At 63.3% G+C, this 14,389-nt stretch carries 18 protein-coding genes and 1 tRNA gene; 14 read left to right on the top strand and 5 right to left on the bottom strand.

What is annotated here, in order from left to right:
- Positions 1 to 273: 273 nt before the first annotated feature.
- Positions 274 to 864 carry a beta-1-3, beta-1-6-glucan biosynthesis protein gene (locus tag IVB50_RS17375; protein ID WP_085353125.1) on the top strand — a complete coding sequence of 197 codons (591 nt, stop codon included), beginning with the start codon at positions 274 to 276 and terminating at the stop codon, positions 862 to 864.
- 214 nt (positions 865 to 1,078) lie between these two features.
- Positions 1,079 to 3,754: a glycosyltransferase gene (locus IVB50_RS17370; RefSeq protein ID WP_085353127.1), complete on the top strand. Its 2,676-nt coding sequence runs from the start codon at positions 1,079 to 1,081 to the stop codon at positions 3,752 to 3,754.
- Between the two features lie 178 nt (positions 3,755 to 3,932).
- On the opposite strand, the gene IVB50_RS42430 is transcribed toward IVB50_RS17370, so the two are convergent.
- Complete coding sequence (locus IVB50_RS42430; protein WP_256465042.1) at positions 3,933 to 4,067, bottom strand: hypothetical protein; 135 nt, start codon at positions 4,065 to 4,067, stop codon at positions 3,933 to 3,935.
- A gap of 2 nt (positions 4,068 to 4,069) precedes the next feature.
- Between IVB50_RS42430 and IVB50_RS17365 the strand changes: the two genes are divergently transcribed.
- From IVB50_RS17365 to IVB50_RS17355, 4 genes are all read left to right on the top strand, one after another.
- Positions 4,070 to 4,145, top strand: a tRNA-Lys gene (locus tag IVB50_RS17365).
- A gap of 675 nt (positions 4,146 to 4,820) precedes the next feature.
- A complete protein-coding gene (locus IVB50_RS17360; RefSeq protein WP_018457951.1) occupies positions 4,821 to 5,177 on the top strand; it encodes a hypothetical protein in 357 nt (118 codons plus the stop codon).
- Between the two features lie 363 nt (positions 5,178 to 5,540).
- Positions 5,541 to 5,675: a hypothetical protein gene (locus tag IVB50_RS42425; RefSeq protein ID WP_256465041.1), complete on the top strand. Its 135-nt coding sequence runs from the start codon at positions 5,541 to 5,543 to the stop codon at positions 5,673 to 5,675.
- A gap of 47 nt (positions 5,676 to 5,722) precedes the next feature.
- A complete protein-coding gene (locus IVB50_RS17355) occupies positions 5,723 to 5,914 on the top strand; it encodes a hypothetical protein (RefSeq protein ID WP_018457953.1) in 192 nt (63 codons plus the stop codon).
- A gap of 335 nt (positions 5,915 to 6,249) precedes the next feature.
- Here the strand turns inward: IVB50_RS17355 and IVB50_RS17350 are convergent, their stop codons facing one another.
- Positions 6,250 to 6,456, bottom strand: a complete 207-nt coding sequence (locus IVB50_RS17350; protein WP_247296660.1) for a hypothetical protein — start codon at positions 6,454 to 6,456, stop codon at positions 6,250 to 6,252.
- A 161-nt stretch (positions 6,457 to 6,617) separates the two neighbouring features.
- Between IVB50_RS17350 and IVB50_RS17345 the strand changes: the two genes are divergently transcribed.
- Entirely contained in the window at positions 6,618 to 6,977 is a 360-nt protein-coding gene (locus tag IVB50_RS17345) for a hypothetical protein (protein WP_247296658.1), read from the top strand.
- A 178-nt stretch (positions 6,978 to 7,155) separates the two neighbouring features.
- Here IVB50_RS17345 and IVB50_RS17340 read toward each other — a convergent pair whose 3' ends face one another.
- Positions 7,156 to 7,818 (bottom strand): hypothetical protein, encoded by a 663-nt coding sequence (locus IVB50_RS17340; protein ID WP_085384044.1) that lies wholly within the window; start codon positions 7,816 to 7,818, stop codon positions 7,156 to 7,158.
- A 488-nt stretch (positions 7,819 to 8,306) separates the two neighbouring features.
- On the opposite strand from IVB50_RS17340, the gene IVB50_RS17335 reads away from it, so the two are divergent.
- The 4 genes from IVB50_RS17335 (at position 8,307) to IVB50_RS17320 (ending at position 9,795) form a co-directional block, all read left to right on the top strand.
- The gene (locus IVB50_RS17335) at positions 8,307 to 8,477 is read left to right on the top strand and encodes a hypothetical protein (RefSeq protein ID WP_247296656.1); all 171 of its coding nucleotides are present in this window, start codon (positions 8,307 to 8,309) and stop codon (positions 8,475 to 8,477) included.
- Between the two features lie 321 nt (positions 8,478 to 8,798).
- Positions 8,799 to 9,041 (top strand): hypothetical protein, encoded by a 243-nt coding sequence (locus IVB50_RS17330; RefSeq protein ID WP_026233467.1) that lies wholly within the window; start codon positions 8,799 to 8,801, stop codon positions 9,039 to 9,041.
- 119 nt (positions 9,042 to 9,160) lie between these two features.
- The gene (locus tag IVB50_RS17325) at positions 9,161 to 9,400 is read left to right on the top strand and encodes a hypothetical protein (protein ID WP_026233468.1); all 240 of its coding nucleotides are present in this window, start codon (positions 9,161 to 9,163) and stop codon (positions 9,398 to 9,400) included.
- 104 nt (positions 9,401 to 9,504) lie between these two features.
- A complete protein-coding gene (locus IVB50_RS17320) occupies positions 9,505 to 9,795 on the top strand; it encodes a Zn-ribbon domain-containing protein (RefSeq protein WP_247296654.1) in 291 nt (96 codons plus the stop codon).
- Position 9,796: 1 nt separating this feature from the next.
- On the opposite strand, the gene IVB50_RS17315 is transcribed toward IVB50_RS17320, so the two are convergent.
- Together IVB50_RS17315 and IVB50_RS17310 are read right to left on the bottom strand one after the other, a co-directional pair.
- The gene (locus IVB50_RS17315) at positions 9,797 to 10,183 is read right to left on the bottom strand and encodes an NUDIX hydrolase (RefSeq protein ID WP_027518066.1); all 387 of its coding nucleotides are present in this window, start codon (positions 10,181 to 10,183) and stop codon (positions 9,797 to 9,799) included.
- A gap of 145 nt (positions 10,184 to 10,328) precedes the next feature.
- Positions 10,329 to 11,438 (bottom strand): AI-2E family transporter, encoded by a 1,110-nt coding sequence (locus IVB50_RS17310; protein ID WP_026233470.1) that lies wholly within the window; start codon positions 11,436 to 11,438, stop codon positions 10,329 to 10,331.
- Positions 11,439 to 11,579: 141 nt separating this feature from the next.
- On the opposite strand from IVB50_RS17310, the gene IVB50_RS17305 reads away from it, so the two are divergent.
- The 3 genes from IVB50_RS17305 (at position 11,580) to IVB50_RS17295 (ending at position 14,351) form a co-directional block, all read left to right on the top strand.
- On the top strand, positions 11,580 to 11,801 hold the full coding sequence (locus IVB50_RS17305; protein ID WP_018457963.1) for a hypothetical protein: 222 nt from the start codon (positions 11,580 to 11,582) through the stop codon (positions 11,799 to 11,801).
- A 155-nt stretch (positions 11,802 to 11,956) separates the two neighbouring features.
- Complete coding sequence (locus IVB50_RS17300; RefSeq protein WP_018457964.1) at positions 11,957 to 12,184, top strand: hypothetical protein; 228 nt, start codon at positions 11,957 to 11,959, stop codon at positions 12,182 to 12,184.
- A gap of 118 nt (positions 12,185 to 12,302) precedes the next feature.
- On the top strand, positions 12,303 to 14,351 hold the full coding sequence (locus IVB50_RS17295) for an acetoacetate--CoA ligase (protein WP_247296652.1): 2,049 nt from the start codon (positions 12,303 to 12,305) through the stop codon (positions 14,349 to 14,351).
- Positions 14,352 to 14,389 lie beyond the last annotated feature (38 nt).

The raw sequence follows: 14,389 nt of genomic DNA, 5'->3' as shown, positions 1-14,389 counted from the left end.
ATCGGTTCCGTCCTCCGCGAAGGGCCGTCGATTACCTGCTAGCACGCCGTCTGCCAAGGGGGTGACTCCGTTATGGATCCATCCCTCCCCTGAGGAATTTACCTGCGGCCGTTCGACCGAGGCCTAGGATCGTGACTTTGCTGGACAAAATTCCAGATTCAGGCCATGGACTCGGGAGGACTTTTCCGCCGCATTGGAGACCCATTTGGACGCCATCACCGGCGCGTCCGCGAAGGTCCTGACGCGGACGGTCAGTGATATATTGGGGAATTCATGCGGCAACGGGTGTTCGAGTTACGAAATGCGGTCCTGCGGCAGTTCGCCGCCACCTTGGCCGTTTCTTCCCTTGTCATCCTGATGGGTATCGGCGCGGCCTCCGCCCAGAGCGGCACGCCCGCCCCCGACCAGAGCAAGGCAGCCGCCCAGCCCGCCGACACGGCCAAGGATGCCGCTCAGAATCAGCGCCGCACCGACGAATTCGCCGAAGCAGCCCAGGTCATCAGCGGCCCGGCCGGCAACCCCGAATGCGTCTGGCTCGGCCGCCGCGTGGTGCGGCTGATGTGGCGGGACGACCTCGATACCGCATTCCGCCATCTCGATCTCTATGACCGTTTCGGCTGCCCCGGCGGCCACATCCAGGCCGCCTTCCGCTGCCTGACCCGCTTCGGCGGCCAGATCGATCCCAAGGTCGCCGAGACCCTGGACAGCCGTGTGCACGCTTGCTGGATCAACCCGGCGTCGCAGCCACAGCAGGCGGCGGCCGCGGCCTCGCAGCCGGCCGCGCCCGCATCGGGCAATGCGCAGCCGCAGCCGGCCGCGAGCCCCTCGCCGGCGGCAAGCCCGTCACCGGCGCCCCCGAAATAGCCGCGATTGTTTCAGCCTCCGTTCAGGAACGATCGGCGATAGAAGCAATTGGCACTGCTGCGAATTTCGAAATGTGCATGCCCTCATTCGGTCATGAGGCGATGACAGTTGTGAAACCGCGCGGCAGAGGTATGCTCCATTTGCCGCGGACTTGGTCGGATCTCGGGGTCGGATCCGCTTCCCTGCCCCCTCAGCCCCTTTTGGTTTAGCCGCGATGCGGGTTGTCGCCGCCGTTCTGTTGCTTGTGTCCGCGCTCCACGCCGGCCTCTGGGGAGTCTCGCGCGACAAGGAACCCGCGCCCGACTTCAAGGGCCTGCTGCCCAGCGTCTCCTACGCCCCGTTCGAGGGCTCGGCTCATCCTGATATCGACAACATTCCGACGGTGGAGAAAATCCGCGCCGACCTGAAGACGCTGTCGACGATGACGCGCGCGATCCGCCTTTATTCGTCCACGGGCGGCGTGGAACTGGTGCCGCCGATCGCGGCGGAGTTCGGCCTCAAGGTCACCGTCGGCGCGTGGATCGACAAGGACAAGGATCGCAACGAGCGCGAGATCAAGGCCGCCATCGAGCTCGCGCGCAAGAACAGCAACGTCAACGGCGTCGTCGTCGGCAACGAGGTGATCTACCGCGGCGAGCAGAAGGTCGAAGACCTCATCGAGATGATCAAGAAGGTCAAGGGCTCGGTCCGCGTACCCGTCACGACCGGTGAGATCTGGAACATCTGGCGCGACAATCCCGACCTCGGCTCCAACGTCGACTTCATCGCCGCCCACGTGCTGCCTTATTGGGAAAACTTCCGCTCGGATCAGGCGGTCGACCAGGCCGTCGACCGCTACAATCTGTTACGCAACCTGTTCCCCGGCAAGCGCATCGTGATCGCCGAATTCGGCTGGCCGAGCGCGGGTTACAATTTACGCAACGCCGACCCCGGTCCGTTCCAGCAAGCACTCACCTTGCGCAACTTCGTCAGCCGCGCCGACGCCATCGGCATGGAATACAACATCGTCGAGGCCATCGATCAGCCCTGGAAATACTTCGAAGGCGGCGTCGGTCCGTACTGGGGCATCCTCAACGCCAGCCGCGAGCCGAAATTTGCCTGGACCGGCCCGGTGCAAAATCCCGATTATTGGAAGCTGATGGGTGTGGCGCTCCTCGTCGGTATCCTGCTGTCGCTGCCGATCCTGCGGCTGCAGCAGCCGACGGCGAAGCAGGCGTTCCTGCTGTCGGCCACCGCCAACGGCGTCGGCGCCTGGGCTGCCACCGTGTTCGCGTTCTGGAACGGGCACTATTTCATCTTCGGCTCGGCCTTCGCGCTCACGCTCGGCATGATCCTGCTTGTTCCCCTCGTGCTGATCGCGATGGCGCGCATCGACGAGATCGCGGCCGTCGCATTCGGCCGGCCGCCGCAGCGGCTGCTCACGAAAGGTAAGCCGGTCGAGGACGTGCCCGAGAATTATTGCCCGAAGGTCTCGATCCACATCCCCGCCTATTTCGAACCGGTCGAGATGCTCAAGCAGACGCTCGATGCGCTGTCGCGGCTGAACTATCCGAACTACGAATGCGTCGTCATCATCAACAACACGCCGGACCCTGCCTTCTGGCAGCCGATCCAGGATCATTGCCGCGCGCTCGGTGAACGCTTCAAGTTCATCAACGCCGAGAAGGTGCAGGGCTTCAAGGCCGGTGCGCTGCGCATCGCGATGGACCGCACCGCCGTCGACGCCGAGATCATCGGCATCCTCGATGCCGATTACGTCGTCGATCCCGACTGGCTGAAGGACCTCGTGCCGGCGTTCGCCGATCCCAGCGTCGGCCTGGTGCAGGCGCCGCAGGAACATCGCGACGGCGACCTGTCGATCATGCACTACATCATGAACGGCGAATATGCCGGGTTCTTCGACATCGGCATGGTCCAGCGCAACGAGACCAACGCCATCATCGTGCACGGCACGATGTGCCTGATCCGCCGCGCCGCGATGGACATGGCCGGCGGCTGGTCGTCCGACACGATCTGCGAGGACTCCGATCTCGGCCTTTCGATCCAGCAGCTCGGCTGGACCACGCACTACACCAACCACCGCTACGGCCAGGGCCTGCTCCCCGACACCTACGAGGCCTTCAAGAAGCAGCGTCACCGCTGGGCCTATGGCGGCCTCCAGATCGTCAAGAAGCACTGGCGGAACTTCCTGCCCGGACGGAGCCGGCTGACGCCCGACCAGAAACGCGAATATGGCCTCGGCTGGCTGAACTGGCTGGGTGCCGAAAGCCTCGGCGTCGTCGTGGCGCTGCTCAACCTCGTCTGGGTGCCGATCGTCGCCTTCGCCGACATCGCCATCCCCGACAAGATCCTGACGCTGCCGATCATCGGCGCCTTCATCGTCTCGCTCGTACACTTCTTGTCGATGTACCGCGCGCGGGTCGCGATCAAGCCCGGCCAGATGCTGGGCGCGATGATCGCGGCGATGAGCGTGCAGTGGACGGTGTCGCGCGCGGTGGCGCAGGGACTGATCACCGAGCACATTGCGTTCGCGCGCACCTCCAAGGGCGGCCTGTCCAGGATGTCGATCGAGTTCCAGGCGTTCTGGGAGGCCGTGATCGGCGCCCTGCTCCTGATCGGCGCCGGTGTGCTGGTGGCCTCCAACAGCTACCGCCAGATCACCGAGATCTACATCTTCGCCGGCGTGCTGGTGCTGCAGAGCCTGCCGTTCCTGGCCGCGGTCGCCATCGCCATCCTCGAGCTCAGCCGCATCAACTCGTTCCAGTTCTGGCGCGACAGCGCGATCCGCACCGCCGAGCTGATCGGCTTGCGCCCGGTCGCGCTACCCACCCCCGCCGGCACGCCGCAGCAAGTGCCGGTGCCGAGCGAGGTCCGGCGGGAAGCGAACTGACGGGGCTCCGAACGTGGCATCCGTCCCGTGGGCGGACGTCGCGGCTTCTTCGGCGTGGATGACGGCCGCCATTCGGGTTGAAAATCCCGGCTCAAGCATTGGAAACGGCGAGCGAATTCCCGCTGTTGCCTTCAAGTTCGGCAACCACCCGAGCTATTGACCTCCGCGCCCCATCCCCCTACACAGCGCGGGCCGAAAGCATGATCCGGAAACAGCCGGTTTTTCCGCAACGCTTGCGTCGATGTGGCGGCAAGACATGCTTTTCCAAATGACCGAAGACGATGGCGATTTCTTTGAAGCCATCAGCGGCCATGGGAGCGCGTAGCTCAGCCGGTAGAGCACGTGACTTTTAATCACGGGGTCCTGGGTTCGAGCCCCAGCGCGCTCACCAACACAATGAAGCAGTAATCCCAAACGCAACTTCGACAGAAAGCTCCATGTCGGCACTGTGTCGGCAGCTGGAATTGCCGCTGCCGACGCGTCCTGCCGCCGCAAATGAGCGGCGCTTTGATGTCGGCGCTTGCCGACGAGACTCTTCCGGAAAACTGGTGTGCCCAAAGCCATTCCGCCCCAAATAGGCCGCCTCAGTTGCCGCTCTCTCAGACGGTGCCGACGTCCCGCACGCCGGGCTCCGCCTCGTCACCGGAGCCAGAGAACAAGTAAAGTAAGGCGGCGCCGGTCGTCCCCGCCTTAAGCGCGCAATCTTGATTTGGGCTCTCTCCCCGGCGACACGCCAATCCTATATGATAGCCAACGGACCATCGGCAGGAGCCACTCCATGCTTGCCTCAATCATGTTTGGCTTGGTCATTGTCACCCTGATGATGTGGTGTGGGCGCGTGACCGCCAATTTCGCGGCACAGAGAGGCCGGTCTAGGCGCATTTGGTTCATCTGGGGAGCGCTGCTGTTTCCACTGTTTCCGGCTCAATGGTTCGTCTTGGGACTTCTGCCAAAGAAGTAAGGCCGCTTCTCAAACGTCCGCCTCTTTCATTTGCCTATCGGCCTGAGTTCCGGGCGGAACGAACGGACAGTCGAACGATTGCTCCTCTTGAGTAGGAGTTGCGTCATGCGTCATGCGCCGTCGATTGTGCCGCTGGATCGGCTCGACCGGGAGATTTACCTGGTACTGGAAGACTTCGGCGCGCGCGCCGGCTGCTCCTGGCGCGAGGCCGACGAGCAGGATACCGACGTCGAGACCATCATCCGCGACCTACTCTCCGGGCAGTACGCGTATCCCGTCCGTATCGTCGCCTTCAACGCCATCGAGGGCTGGTCTCGCGATGCCACCAGCGAGATCGCAGATGAGCTTGCCGAGCGTGTCACGAGTAGCGAGATCACGCCGGCCTTGCAGGCCTTCGTCCAAGCAAATGCTTCCCGACCTTTTGCTGTACAACTGGCGCTTCCTCTACGGGGGGCCGCCTGAGTTCAATCTGTGATCGTGATGTTGCGTGGGGATTGCGGTGCCAGTGCACTAAACAGGCACAGCCGTCGGAAGTTCGCGCTTCCCTTCGGCATGATTTTTTGGTACCAAATAAAATGAAACCAGCAAAAAAGATTCGTGCCAAAAAGCATCGCGGCCGCCCCGCTACTGGTCAAGGCGTCCAGATCGGCACGCGCTGGCCGGAGGCGACTGTCGCTCAGATCGACGCATGGGCGTCGGGGCAGAAAGACACTCCGGCTCGCTCTGAATCCATCCGTCGGCTGGTCGATATTGGCTTGGGCAAACCCGCCTCCGCCCTCGCGGTTACGTCTGCAGCCAAGGCCTTCGTCCGAGCGGGCTCGGGAAATGGCGGGTAATGCGATCGACAAGCTCAAAGACAACAAAGCGAGCCCGGATGACCAGGCCAGCCGCAAGCGGCGGCTCGTCAAGGGACCCGAGGAATTCCAGAATGTTCGACGCGACCGGCCAAATCGAAAATGAATTGACCGGCGCCCGCTTGGTCAATCTCGCCTGAAGGCAAAAAGCAAATGATCAAACCCAAACGGTCGGCCGCGCAACAAGTCGCGGACGAAGCCGATCGAAGGACCCTCAATCCGATAGGATCGAGACAGACAATAGCGGACAGCCAAGCCACTCCGGAGTTTCAGGAAAACCTCAAACGCCTGAAGTCCGAGCGGCTGGAGCGTGAGGCTAGACTGAATCCGAAGCGCAAGGTCTGATTTGAGCTTATCGACCCTTGGCCTCGCCTGGCTGGGCCGGTCAGGCGAACGGGCTGCGTCGGATGGAGGGTGCAGAAGGTCATGGGAATGTTGAACCGACGGTGGATGATCTTGCTGCTGGTTTCCGTGGTGATTGTTTGCTCGATCTTCGCAGGCGCTCGGTACTATCTGAGCAAATGTCATGGCATGGATGCGTGCGCGGCCGCCGAAGCCGAGAGCCATGAGCGAGACAAGCCAACCGAGCCACAATAGTTTTTGGGTGAAAAGCCGGCTGCGGAGGCGGATGAAGCCACCGGCGAGTTCGCAAACGAATGTCAGTCGACCCCGACGACGGCCTACACCACGCCGCCGAAGTCGATGCCTTCCTTGGCAAGCGCCTCGGCTTCCTCGGGGGACGTTGTCGGCTTCGTGTCGAGGTAGGGTAGCTCGGTCGCTGGCAGAATCGTGCGGATGTTTTGGCCGTCTGTCCGCGTGATGCGAGCAACCCAGCGCTTGGGGCCGTGCTCGACTTGCTGGATATGGTACTGCTTATAGGTAATCATGACTCACGGACGCAACTGACGCTAACGGCGGCTCCCTTTATATCCAACGGCAGGCCGCCGAACAACGATTTCCTAAAGTGAGGTTAAGATCGCCGGCGTGAACCCGTTCAGCGATCATTCAGCCGCTCAGGCGTAGGCATAGTGCGATTGGGAGAAGTCCGATGATCGGTGCAGTTGTCGCAACCTTGCTGGCTCTACAGCTCGGTGAGGTTCATCAGGTTCAATACCGTGTCCCTGTGCACCCACCGCCGTGCGGCCACGGCTGGGACGTCAGCGCCCGCGACGGCATGTGCTACCCCAACGGCTACTTGCCGCCGCAAGAACAGGCCGCACGGCAGTACTATGGTGGCGGTAGAGGCTATGGCCATTCTCCCGTTCCTTGCGGAAACGGTGCCGATATCGATACCCGCGACGGCCAGTGTTACCCGACCGGAACGGTTCCGCCGCAGTTTCAACAGGGCCGGCAAGGCTATTACGGCGATGATTATTACGAGCGCCGTCCGAGGCGCCGCTACTATTGAAAGACCCTCAGGGCAAACCGGCGGGCCCCTGATCATCGCTTCTTAGGATTCGCGGTGACAGTGCCGGAGAGCACTGTCACCAGCATTCCGTAGTTCCAAGTCGGGTAAAAAGCCGCGCTCACGTGAGCCCGCCAAGTGAGCGCGGACAAAGTCTCAGATCACCTGCCTGACCCTATCTTCAGCTCTCCGGGCCCGAAACTGTGGCAGGCACGCTCAACGGCGCTCCTCCAACTGAAACGGGACCTGCAGATTTCGACTGCCGAACCATCCGCTTGCGCATCGCTGCGGACAGTCCATAGCGCGCATGCGCTCTTCGAACCGAGGACGTGACGTCCGACATCATGGCATTTTGCAGCGAGTCGATCTTCGCAATCAGCGTGGACAGCTGCGAAGATACCTTCTTCACATCCACCCGTTCGTCCGTGATGCTCTGCCGCAGCGAAAGCAGCACCATCGAATCCGCCTGCAGCACAGCCGCGTTTTGTTGCAAGGCCTGATTGCTCTCCTGCAGCGAAGCCGTGTGTTGCTGCTGGGTCGACTGAATATCCTTCAAGGCCGCGACAACCGGATCCGGCTTTGGCGCTGAAGCCTCTTGGCGCGGGAGCAGATCAGCCAGGCTGCTCAGATTCAGCGATGGCAGGCCGGACGGCCATGTGTAGATCGCCGCGGCGCCGTTGATGGCCAGGGCACACACCGACAGCGCCATGACGGACGTCCGGCTGGATCGCTTGATTGGTTCCGGAGCGTCCAAACTTGCGGGTTCGCCGGCGGCGATGGCCGCAGCCAGTGCTGCAGGGTCGAGCTGTTCGACAAGGCCTTGCGTTTCGAAAGTCGCGGTCATGGCATTGACCCCAAATGAGCGAGCAACAGGAAGCCGTCGCCGGAACGTCCTCGCGACAGCTCCCTTACGCAGCACCCATCTACAACTGTCTAAAATTGTGGGCTTTTTTGCTTAATTCCACGTTAGCGGCCGCGGCCTGCTGCAGACCCCGCCACCCCCGGCCGACTAGGGGTCGTGCGAGGGTCATGACAGGCAGGCCGGTGCGCGAGCTCCTCCCGATCCCGGGAAGCCGCCCTGGTCCGAAGCGGATTTTCCGAAGTTGGCAGACTACCCCTGTTTTGCCCGACGCGTCAACCCGGCGTCTCCGCCGGATGCAGGACCGCCATGTGCCAAAAAGAAAGCGTTGCGCCAGCGGGACTTAGCTACTGTGCATGGGGTTGTTTTCGCGATTTTGGCCACCGCCTGCTCGTGCGCCGGGCCCCTGTCCCAAAAGCCGCGAGACAACCCGCTCAAAAAGTGTAGGATTCGACAAAACAGGGAGGAGCGGCATGTTTGACATCAGCGGTTTCGACACGGCAGGAATCGTCAGCCTCAAGCGGCTGTCACTCGCCGCCGCCCTCAAGAAGGCCAAGGAGCTCATCGCCGACGGGTGCTGGGGCGTTCAGGTGATCGCTCCAGGTGGCCAGGTCTACACCTCGTTCGAGGAGCAAGCCGCGTAGTCGCCCGCCTTCGGCACCAGCCTTCGGCATCATTCGAAAAGCACCCGACCGATCGCGCGCCGCGCGCTCTGGCCGTGGCGGTGATCGACGTGAAAACCCCAGCGCCTGGTGGAGCGCTGGGGCGTTTTCAAAATATCAATCGGTCAAGCAATGAGGCCTTCGTAGCAGCGATCTCGACCATCGCTTGTGAACTGCTTCACACGGCCTTCGATCTTTCCACATCTTGACGAGGCTCACCTGCCGCGCGCCGTGCCGTTGCCAATCAACTCGTTTGGGAGCACGCTCTCTCCAGGCGCGCAGACGCCGCTCAGGGAGAAAGCCATGAAGGACACGGGCCTGGATCATCGCCACCGCGACAAGGATGGCGCGATCAGCAAGAAGCACGGCAACACGCTGGTCGGTACGTTGCGCAAGATCTACGGCAAGGGTTTTGCTGCCGGTTATCCGGATACGACTGAACTCAGCGAGGTCTTGCATCAGCTGAACGAGACATCGCTCAGCCAGTTGCGGCGCGATCACGACACCGGGCATCTCAGCCACAAGATCGACCACGTCCCGAAGTGATGGACTCACGAGTCCCAACTTCAGGTAGTTGAATCAACTGGGCTGCCGGGCGTCTCGGCGAACTTGCCGTTGAGCCCTCGCCGCCCGAGCGCTAGGATGAGCCTTTTACGGAGGCTCATTTGAAACAGTTCATGATCATCACCGCCATTGCACTCGCCGTGACGGCTCCCGCCCGCTCGCAGGCTCTCGTCGATCCCAACAAGGTTGCTCCCGAATATCGCGAGGCGGCCGAGAAGCGGCGGGCCGAGCAGATGCGGCAGCGCGAATGCGCGCTGAAGGCGGATCTCGAGAAGGTGCTGCCCAGGGATCGCACCGTCTATCTCAACCATTGCCTGGACACGATGGCGGCCAAGCAATAGCGCCTGATCGAGCGGCTTGAAGTCGCCGACGCGTTCAAGCTTTCTTCAGACATTTGGGATCACCTGACGATCCATTTTCATCAGTCATTGTCGATCGACCGCGCATGAGTTTCGTCCAGATTCAGTGCACGCGCTGCAAGACCGTATTCCGCGACCGCGCGGGACGGTTGCAGGACGGCTATTCCAGGCAATGTCCGAGCTGCGAGGTGGTGCTGTTCTTCGCGGAGGATTCACCGAACCCTCAGGTCAAGCAGGCCATGAAGCGCGCGCGCCAGGCTCGCAAGGAGCAGCGCGAAACCGAAATGGCCAGAATGTCCGCGCCGCAAGTGCGCGGCAATTTTTCGCGGACCCAGACCGGACGGATACAGCACTCGTCGGAGGACGAGGAGGACTAGCTCACCCGCGCTTCCGCGGAAACAGGCGGTCGCGGATGTAGCGCGAGGTCGGCGTCAGGCGGATGCCGCGCGGCTTCTGCCAGACGGCGCGGTCGATCTCGTTCTTGTCCCCGATCGCGAGCCTGCCCTTGGCGCCCTTGGCAATGAAGATCGCATCGCTCATCTTGCGGCCGGAGCGCTTGTTCCTGGCCGTCACTTCCTTCCAGAGGCTGATCCGGCCGAGCTTCAGCTTGGGCAGCTCTTCCTTGATCTCCCGCCGCAGGCAGTCCTTGTCGGACTCGCGCGCGCGCTTGCGGCCGCCCGGGAACATCCACAGGCCGTCCGACCGGCGTCTGACCAACAATACCTTGCCGCGCTTGGCGGCAACCAGTTTGGAAGACTTCGCCATGTCCGCCGTAATCGAAAATAGAATCGAGCCCATGGTAACTTGTCTAGTCGGATAGACAAGTTCCGGATGGATCTTGATCACCCGGGCCAAGGCCGTCAGATCTGATTAAACCCGGCAGGCCGATCCCGCCGTTCGAGGCGCCAGATCAGCCCTCGCCCGCCGCTGTGCCCGCCCTTGCCCCCGCCTCTGCCCGGTCCTCCGTCCTGATCCAGGCCATCATCATCTCCCAGGCCACCGACAGGATGATCGGGCCGATGAACAGGCCGACGATGCCGTGGGCGAGCGTGCCACCGATCACGCCGACGAAGATGACGATGGTCGGCGTGGTCAGGCCGCGCCCCATCACCAGCGGCTTCAACATGGTGTCGAGGAAACCGACGAGGACGAGAAACACGGTGAGCAGCAGCGCGGTGGTGACGTCCTTGGCGGTCCAGATCCAGATGATCACCGGCAGCAGCACCAGGAAGGCGCCGATCTGCACGATCGAGAGCAGCAGCACAATGAAGGCGAGCAGGCCGGCGCTCGGCACCGCGGCAAGCTTGAAGCCGATGCCGGCGAGCAATGCCTGCACGATCGCGACGCCGATCACGCCTTGCGCCACGGCGCGGATGGTCGCGCCCGCGAGCCCCAGGAAATGCTCGCTCTGTTCGGGCACGATGCGAAACAGGAAACCGCGGCCGGCCGCAACCAGCCGCGGCCCGTGCGGAAACAGGAAGCCGGCCACGAACACCGAGACCAGGAACTGGAGCGTGCCGACGCCGGCATCGCCCGCGAGCGACAAGAGCGGTCCCGCCAGCGGCTGGAGATACGGCGCCACCTCGCGGAGCACTGCGCGGATGTTGTTGTAGGCCTGCTCCCAGAGGTCGAATAACCAGGGGCCAACGACCGGCCACGACTTGAGCTGCTCCGGCGCCGATTGAAGCGCGAGGTCGCCGGTGCCGAGCTGGTGCGCCAGCTCGCGCACTCCGTCCACTGCGCTGATACCGAGCCAGGTCGCAGGACCGATGACGATGCCGAGCGTGATCAGGGTCAGGATCGCCGCTGCGGTCTTGGGCCGGCCGCCGAGGATCTTGGCGACCCAGCTGAAGGCCGGGTAGAACGCGACCGCGAGCACGCCGCTCCAGGCAAGGATCGGCACGAAGGGGCGGATGATCAGCAAGGTCCAGATGATCAGCAGGCCGAGCAGGCCGACGCGGATCACGAGCTGGATGATGTCCTCGCCCGTCAGGAGCTGACGCAGACTTTTCACGGGCACGGCTTTCCTTGCGGCATTGACGCGGGTTCCGGCACTTGCGCGGCCCCGCGTTATTGCCAGCCGCGCACCCGGCGTCAAGACGACCGGGCCGGCACGAGCCGGCGATTAGGAACGCATCGGGCCATTCTGCATTCCGAGACGATGGCACGCCGCCCCAGAGAGCCCGTCGCACACGCGGGAATTCACCGCGGCATCCGCTTTTCGCTGAAGCCAAACGGCGCACCGGGCTATTGGCGCTACGCCTATGCCGTCGGCGACAGGGCCCGCACCGGGCGCGTGCAAGGCAGGCTGCCGTTGCTCGCCATCAGGCGCGTGCAGATGTGCATCGACCGGGACATGCGAAGCATCCGGACCGGCGATTGATCTTGCGGCGGCGCCGTGGGCGAGCGCCGGCAAGGTGCGCGACGTGATGCCGGCTTGGCTAACGGTGATTAACCGGATTTCGGCCGACCGGTTTACGTCGATGCAAAGGCGTGCACCTACGCTTCCATCGAGGTCCCTCAAACCACTTCGGTGCAATGGCCAATACCATCTGGACGATCGAAGAATTCACCTGCGCGGGTTGCAGCATGAACTACACGGCGACAAGGGAGGAGCACGCCGAAGCGCATTCCGGCACCTTCAAGTGCAGCATCTGCAGCGGCGTGGTGCACACATGGTCCGGCAAACATCATTTCTTCGGCTGGGAAGCGGTGAAAACCAAGCCACCCGTGTTCGGAAGGCGTTGGGCCGGAGCCGGCGGGTAGACTGCTTCCACCGGACCCAGACCAGCTACTCCCGTCAACGCCCCCTGCCCGAACTGCGGCTTCTGCTACTCTGCGGCAACGGTTAAACTCTCCGCCCCGCAACTGAAGCCGACACGCAATGACCTCACCCTTCGTTCCCCAGATCGCCCTTTACCGCACCTGGCTCGCCGAGAAGCGCGGCCTCAACTTCGACAGCTACGAGGAGATGCGGCAATGGTCGGTGCGCGATCTCGACGGGTTCTGGCACGCCATCTGGGACTATTACGATCTGCAATCGCCGACGCCGTTTGCCGCCGTGATCACCGAGCGCAGGATGCCCGGCGCGGTCTGGTTTCCCGGCGCGCAGGTCAACTATGCCCGGCAGGTGTTCCGCCACGTGGACGCGGCTGACGCCGCCGGCCTGCCCGCAATCGTCAGCTGTGGCGAGGACGGTAGGCTTTGCGAGACGAGCTGGCCGGAGCTGCGGCGCAAGGCGGCTGCGCTCGCGCTGCATCTGAAAGAAAAAGGCATCAAGCCCGGCGACCGCGTCGCCGCCTATCTGCCCAACATCCCCGAGACCATCATCGCATTCCTGGCGAGCGCCAGCATCGGCGCGATCTGGAGCCTGTGCGCGCCCGACATGGCCGCGCCCGCCGTGATCGACCGCTTCAAGCAGATCGAACCGAAAGTACTGATTGCCTGCGACGCCGTCACCTATGCCGGCCGCCGGCACGATCGCAAAGACGTCCTCGCCGAGCTGCGGCGGTCGCTGCCGACGGTCGAGCACGTCATCCTGCACAGCGAGGCCGCCGCGCCCGCAGCGGCCGACGCCCTGCTCTCCGAAATTATCGCAACAACCGGCGCGGAGATCGACGCGTTCGAGCCGGCCTGGCTGCCGTTCGATCATCCGCTCTGGATCGTCTATTCCAGCGGTACCACCGGCCTGCCGAAGCCGATCGTGCACGGCCATGGCGGCATCGTCATCGTGGTGCTGGCGCTGCTCGGACTGCACAACGATCTCGGCTGCTCCTACCACGAGAACTCGTTCGGCGAGCGCTATCACTGGTACTCTTCGACGGGCTGGATCATGTGGAACAGCCAGGTCGGCGGCCTGCTCAGCGGCACTACCTGCTGCATCTTCGACGGCAGCCCCGGCGGCGCCAGGGACAAGCCAGACTGGACCACGCTGTGGCGCTTCGTCGCGCAGTCGAAAGCGACCTTCTTCGGCGCGGGCGCCGCGTTCTTCGCCAACTGCGCCAAGGCCGAGGTCGACCTCGCCGCCGCCGGTGATCTCTCACAGCTTCGATGTCTCGGCTCGACCGGCTCTCCGCTGAGCGCCGACACCCAAGCCTGGTTCAACAACCACTTCGCTGGCCTGTCGAAGACCAACGGCAGCAAGGCGCAGGCCGATATCTGGTGGGCCAACATCTCCGGCGGCACCGATTTCGCCGGCGCGTTCATTGGCGGCAATCGCGAACTGCCGCAGACGCCGGGCGCGATGCAGTGCCGTCTGCTGGGTGCTGCCGTGGAAGCCTTTGACGAACAGGGCCGCGCCGTCATCGGCGAGGTCGGCGAGCTCGTCTGCACCGAGCCGATGCCGTCGATGCCGCTCTATTTCTGGAACGACAAGGGCGGTGCGCGCTATCGCGCGAGCTATTTCGAGACCTATCCGGACAATTTCGACGGCACCGGCCGTGGGCCGGTGTGGCGGCATGGCGACTGGCTCAAGGTCGACCCGGACGGCTCCTGCATCATCTATGGCCGCAGCGATGCCACCATCAACCGGCATGGCCTGCGCATGGGCACGAGCGAACTCTATTCCGCGATCGAGGCCTTGCCGGAGGTGCTGGATTCCCTCGTCGTCGATCTCGAATATCTCGGCCGTGACAGCTACATGCCCCTGTTCGTGGTGCTGCGCGAAGGCGTCGCCTTCGACGGCGCGATGCAGGCGAAGATCAACAAGGCGATCGAGGCCGGCCTCTCGCGCCGATTCCTGCCCAACGAGATTTTTGCGGTCGCCGACATTCCCCGCACGCTCTCGGGCAAGAAGCAGGAGCTGCCGATCAAGAAGCTGCTGCTCGGCCAACCCGTCGAGAAGGTCATCAACCGGGAGGCGATGGCCAATCCCGCCTGCCTCGACTGGTATCTCGCCTTCGCACGCGACTATCTGGCGCGGAGCGAGACTTGAGGGAGATCGCCGCAATTGCGCCGATGCCGTTTGGACTC

This window comes from Bradyrhizobium sp. 87 (assembly GCF_023073015.1).
GTDB lineage: Bacteria > Pseudomonadota > Alphaproteobacteria > Rhizobiales > Xanthobacteraceae > Bradyrhizobium > Bradyrhizobium canariense_D.
This window is presented reverse-complemented; position numbering and strand designations above follow the sequence as displayed.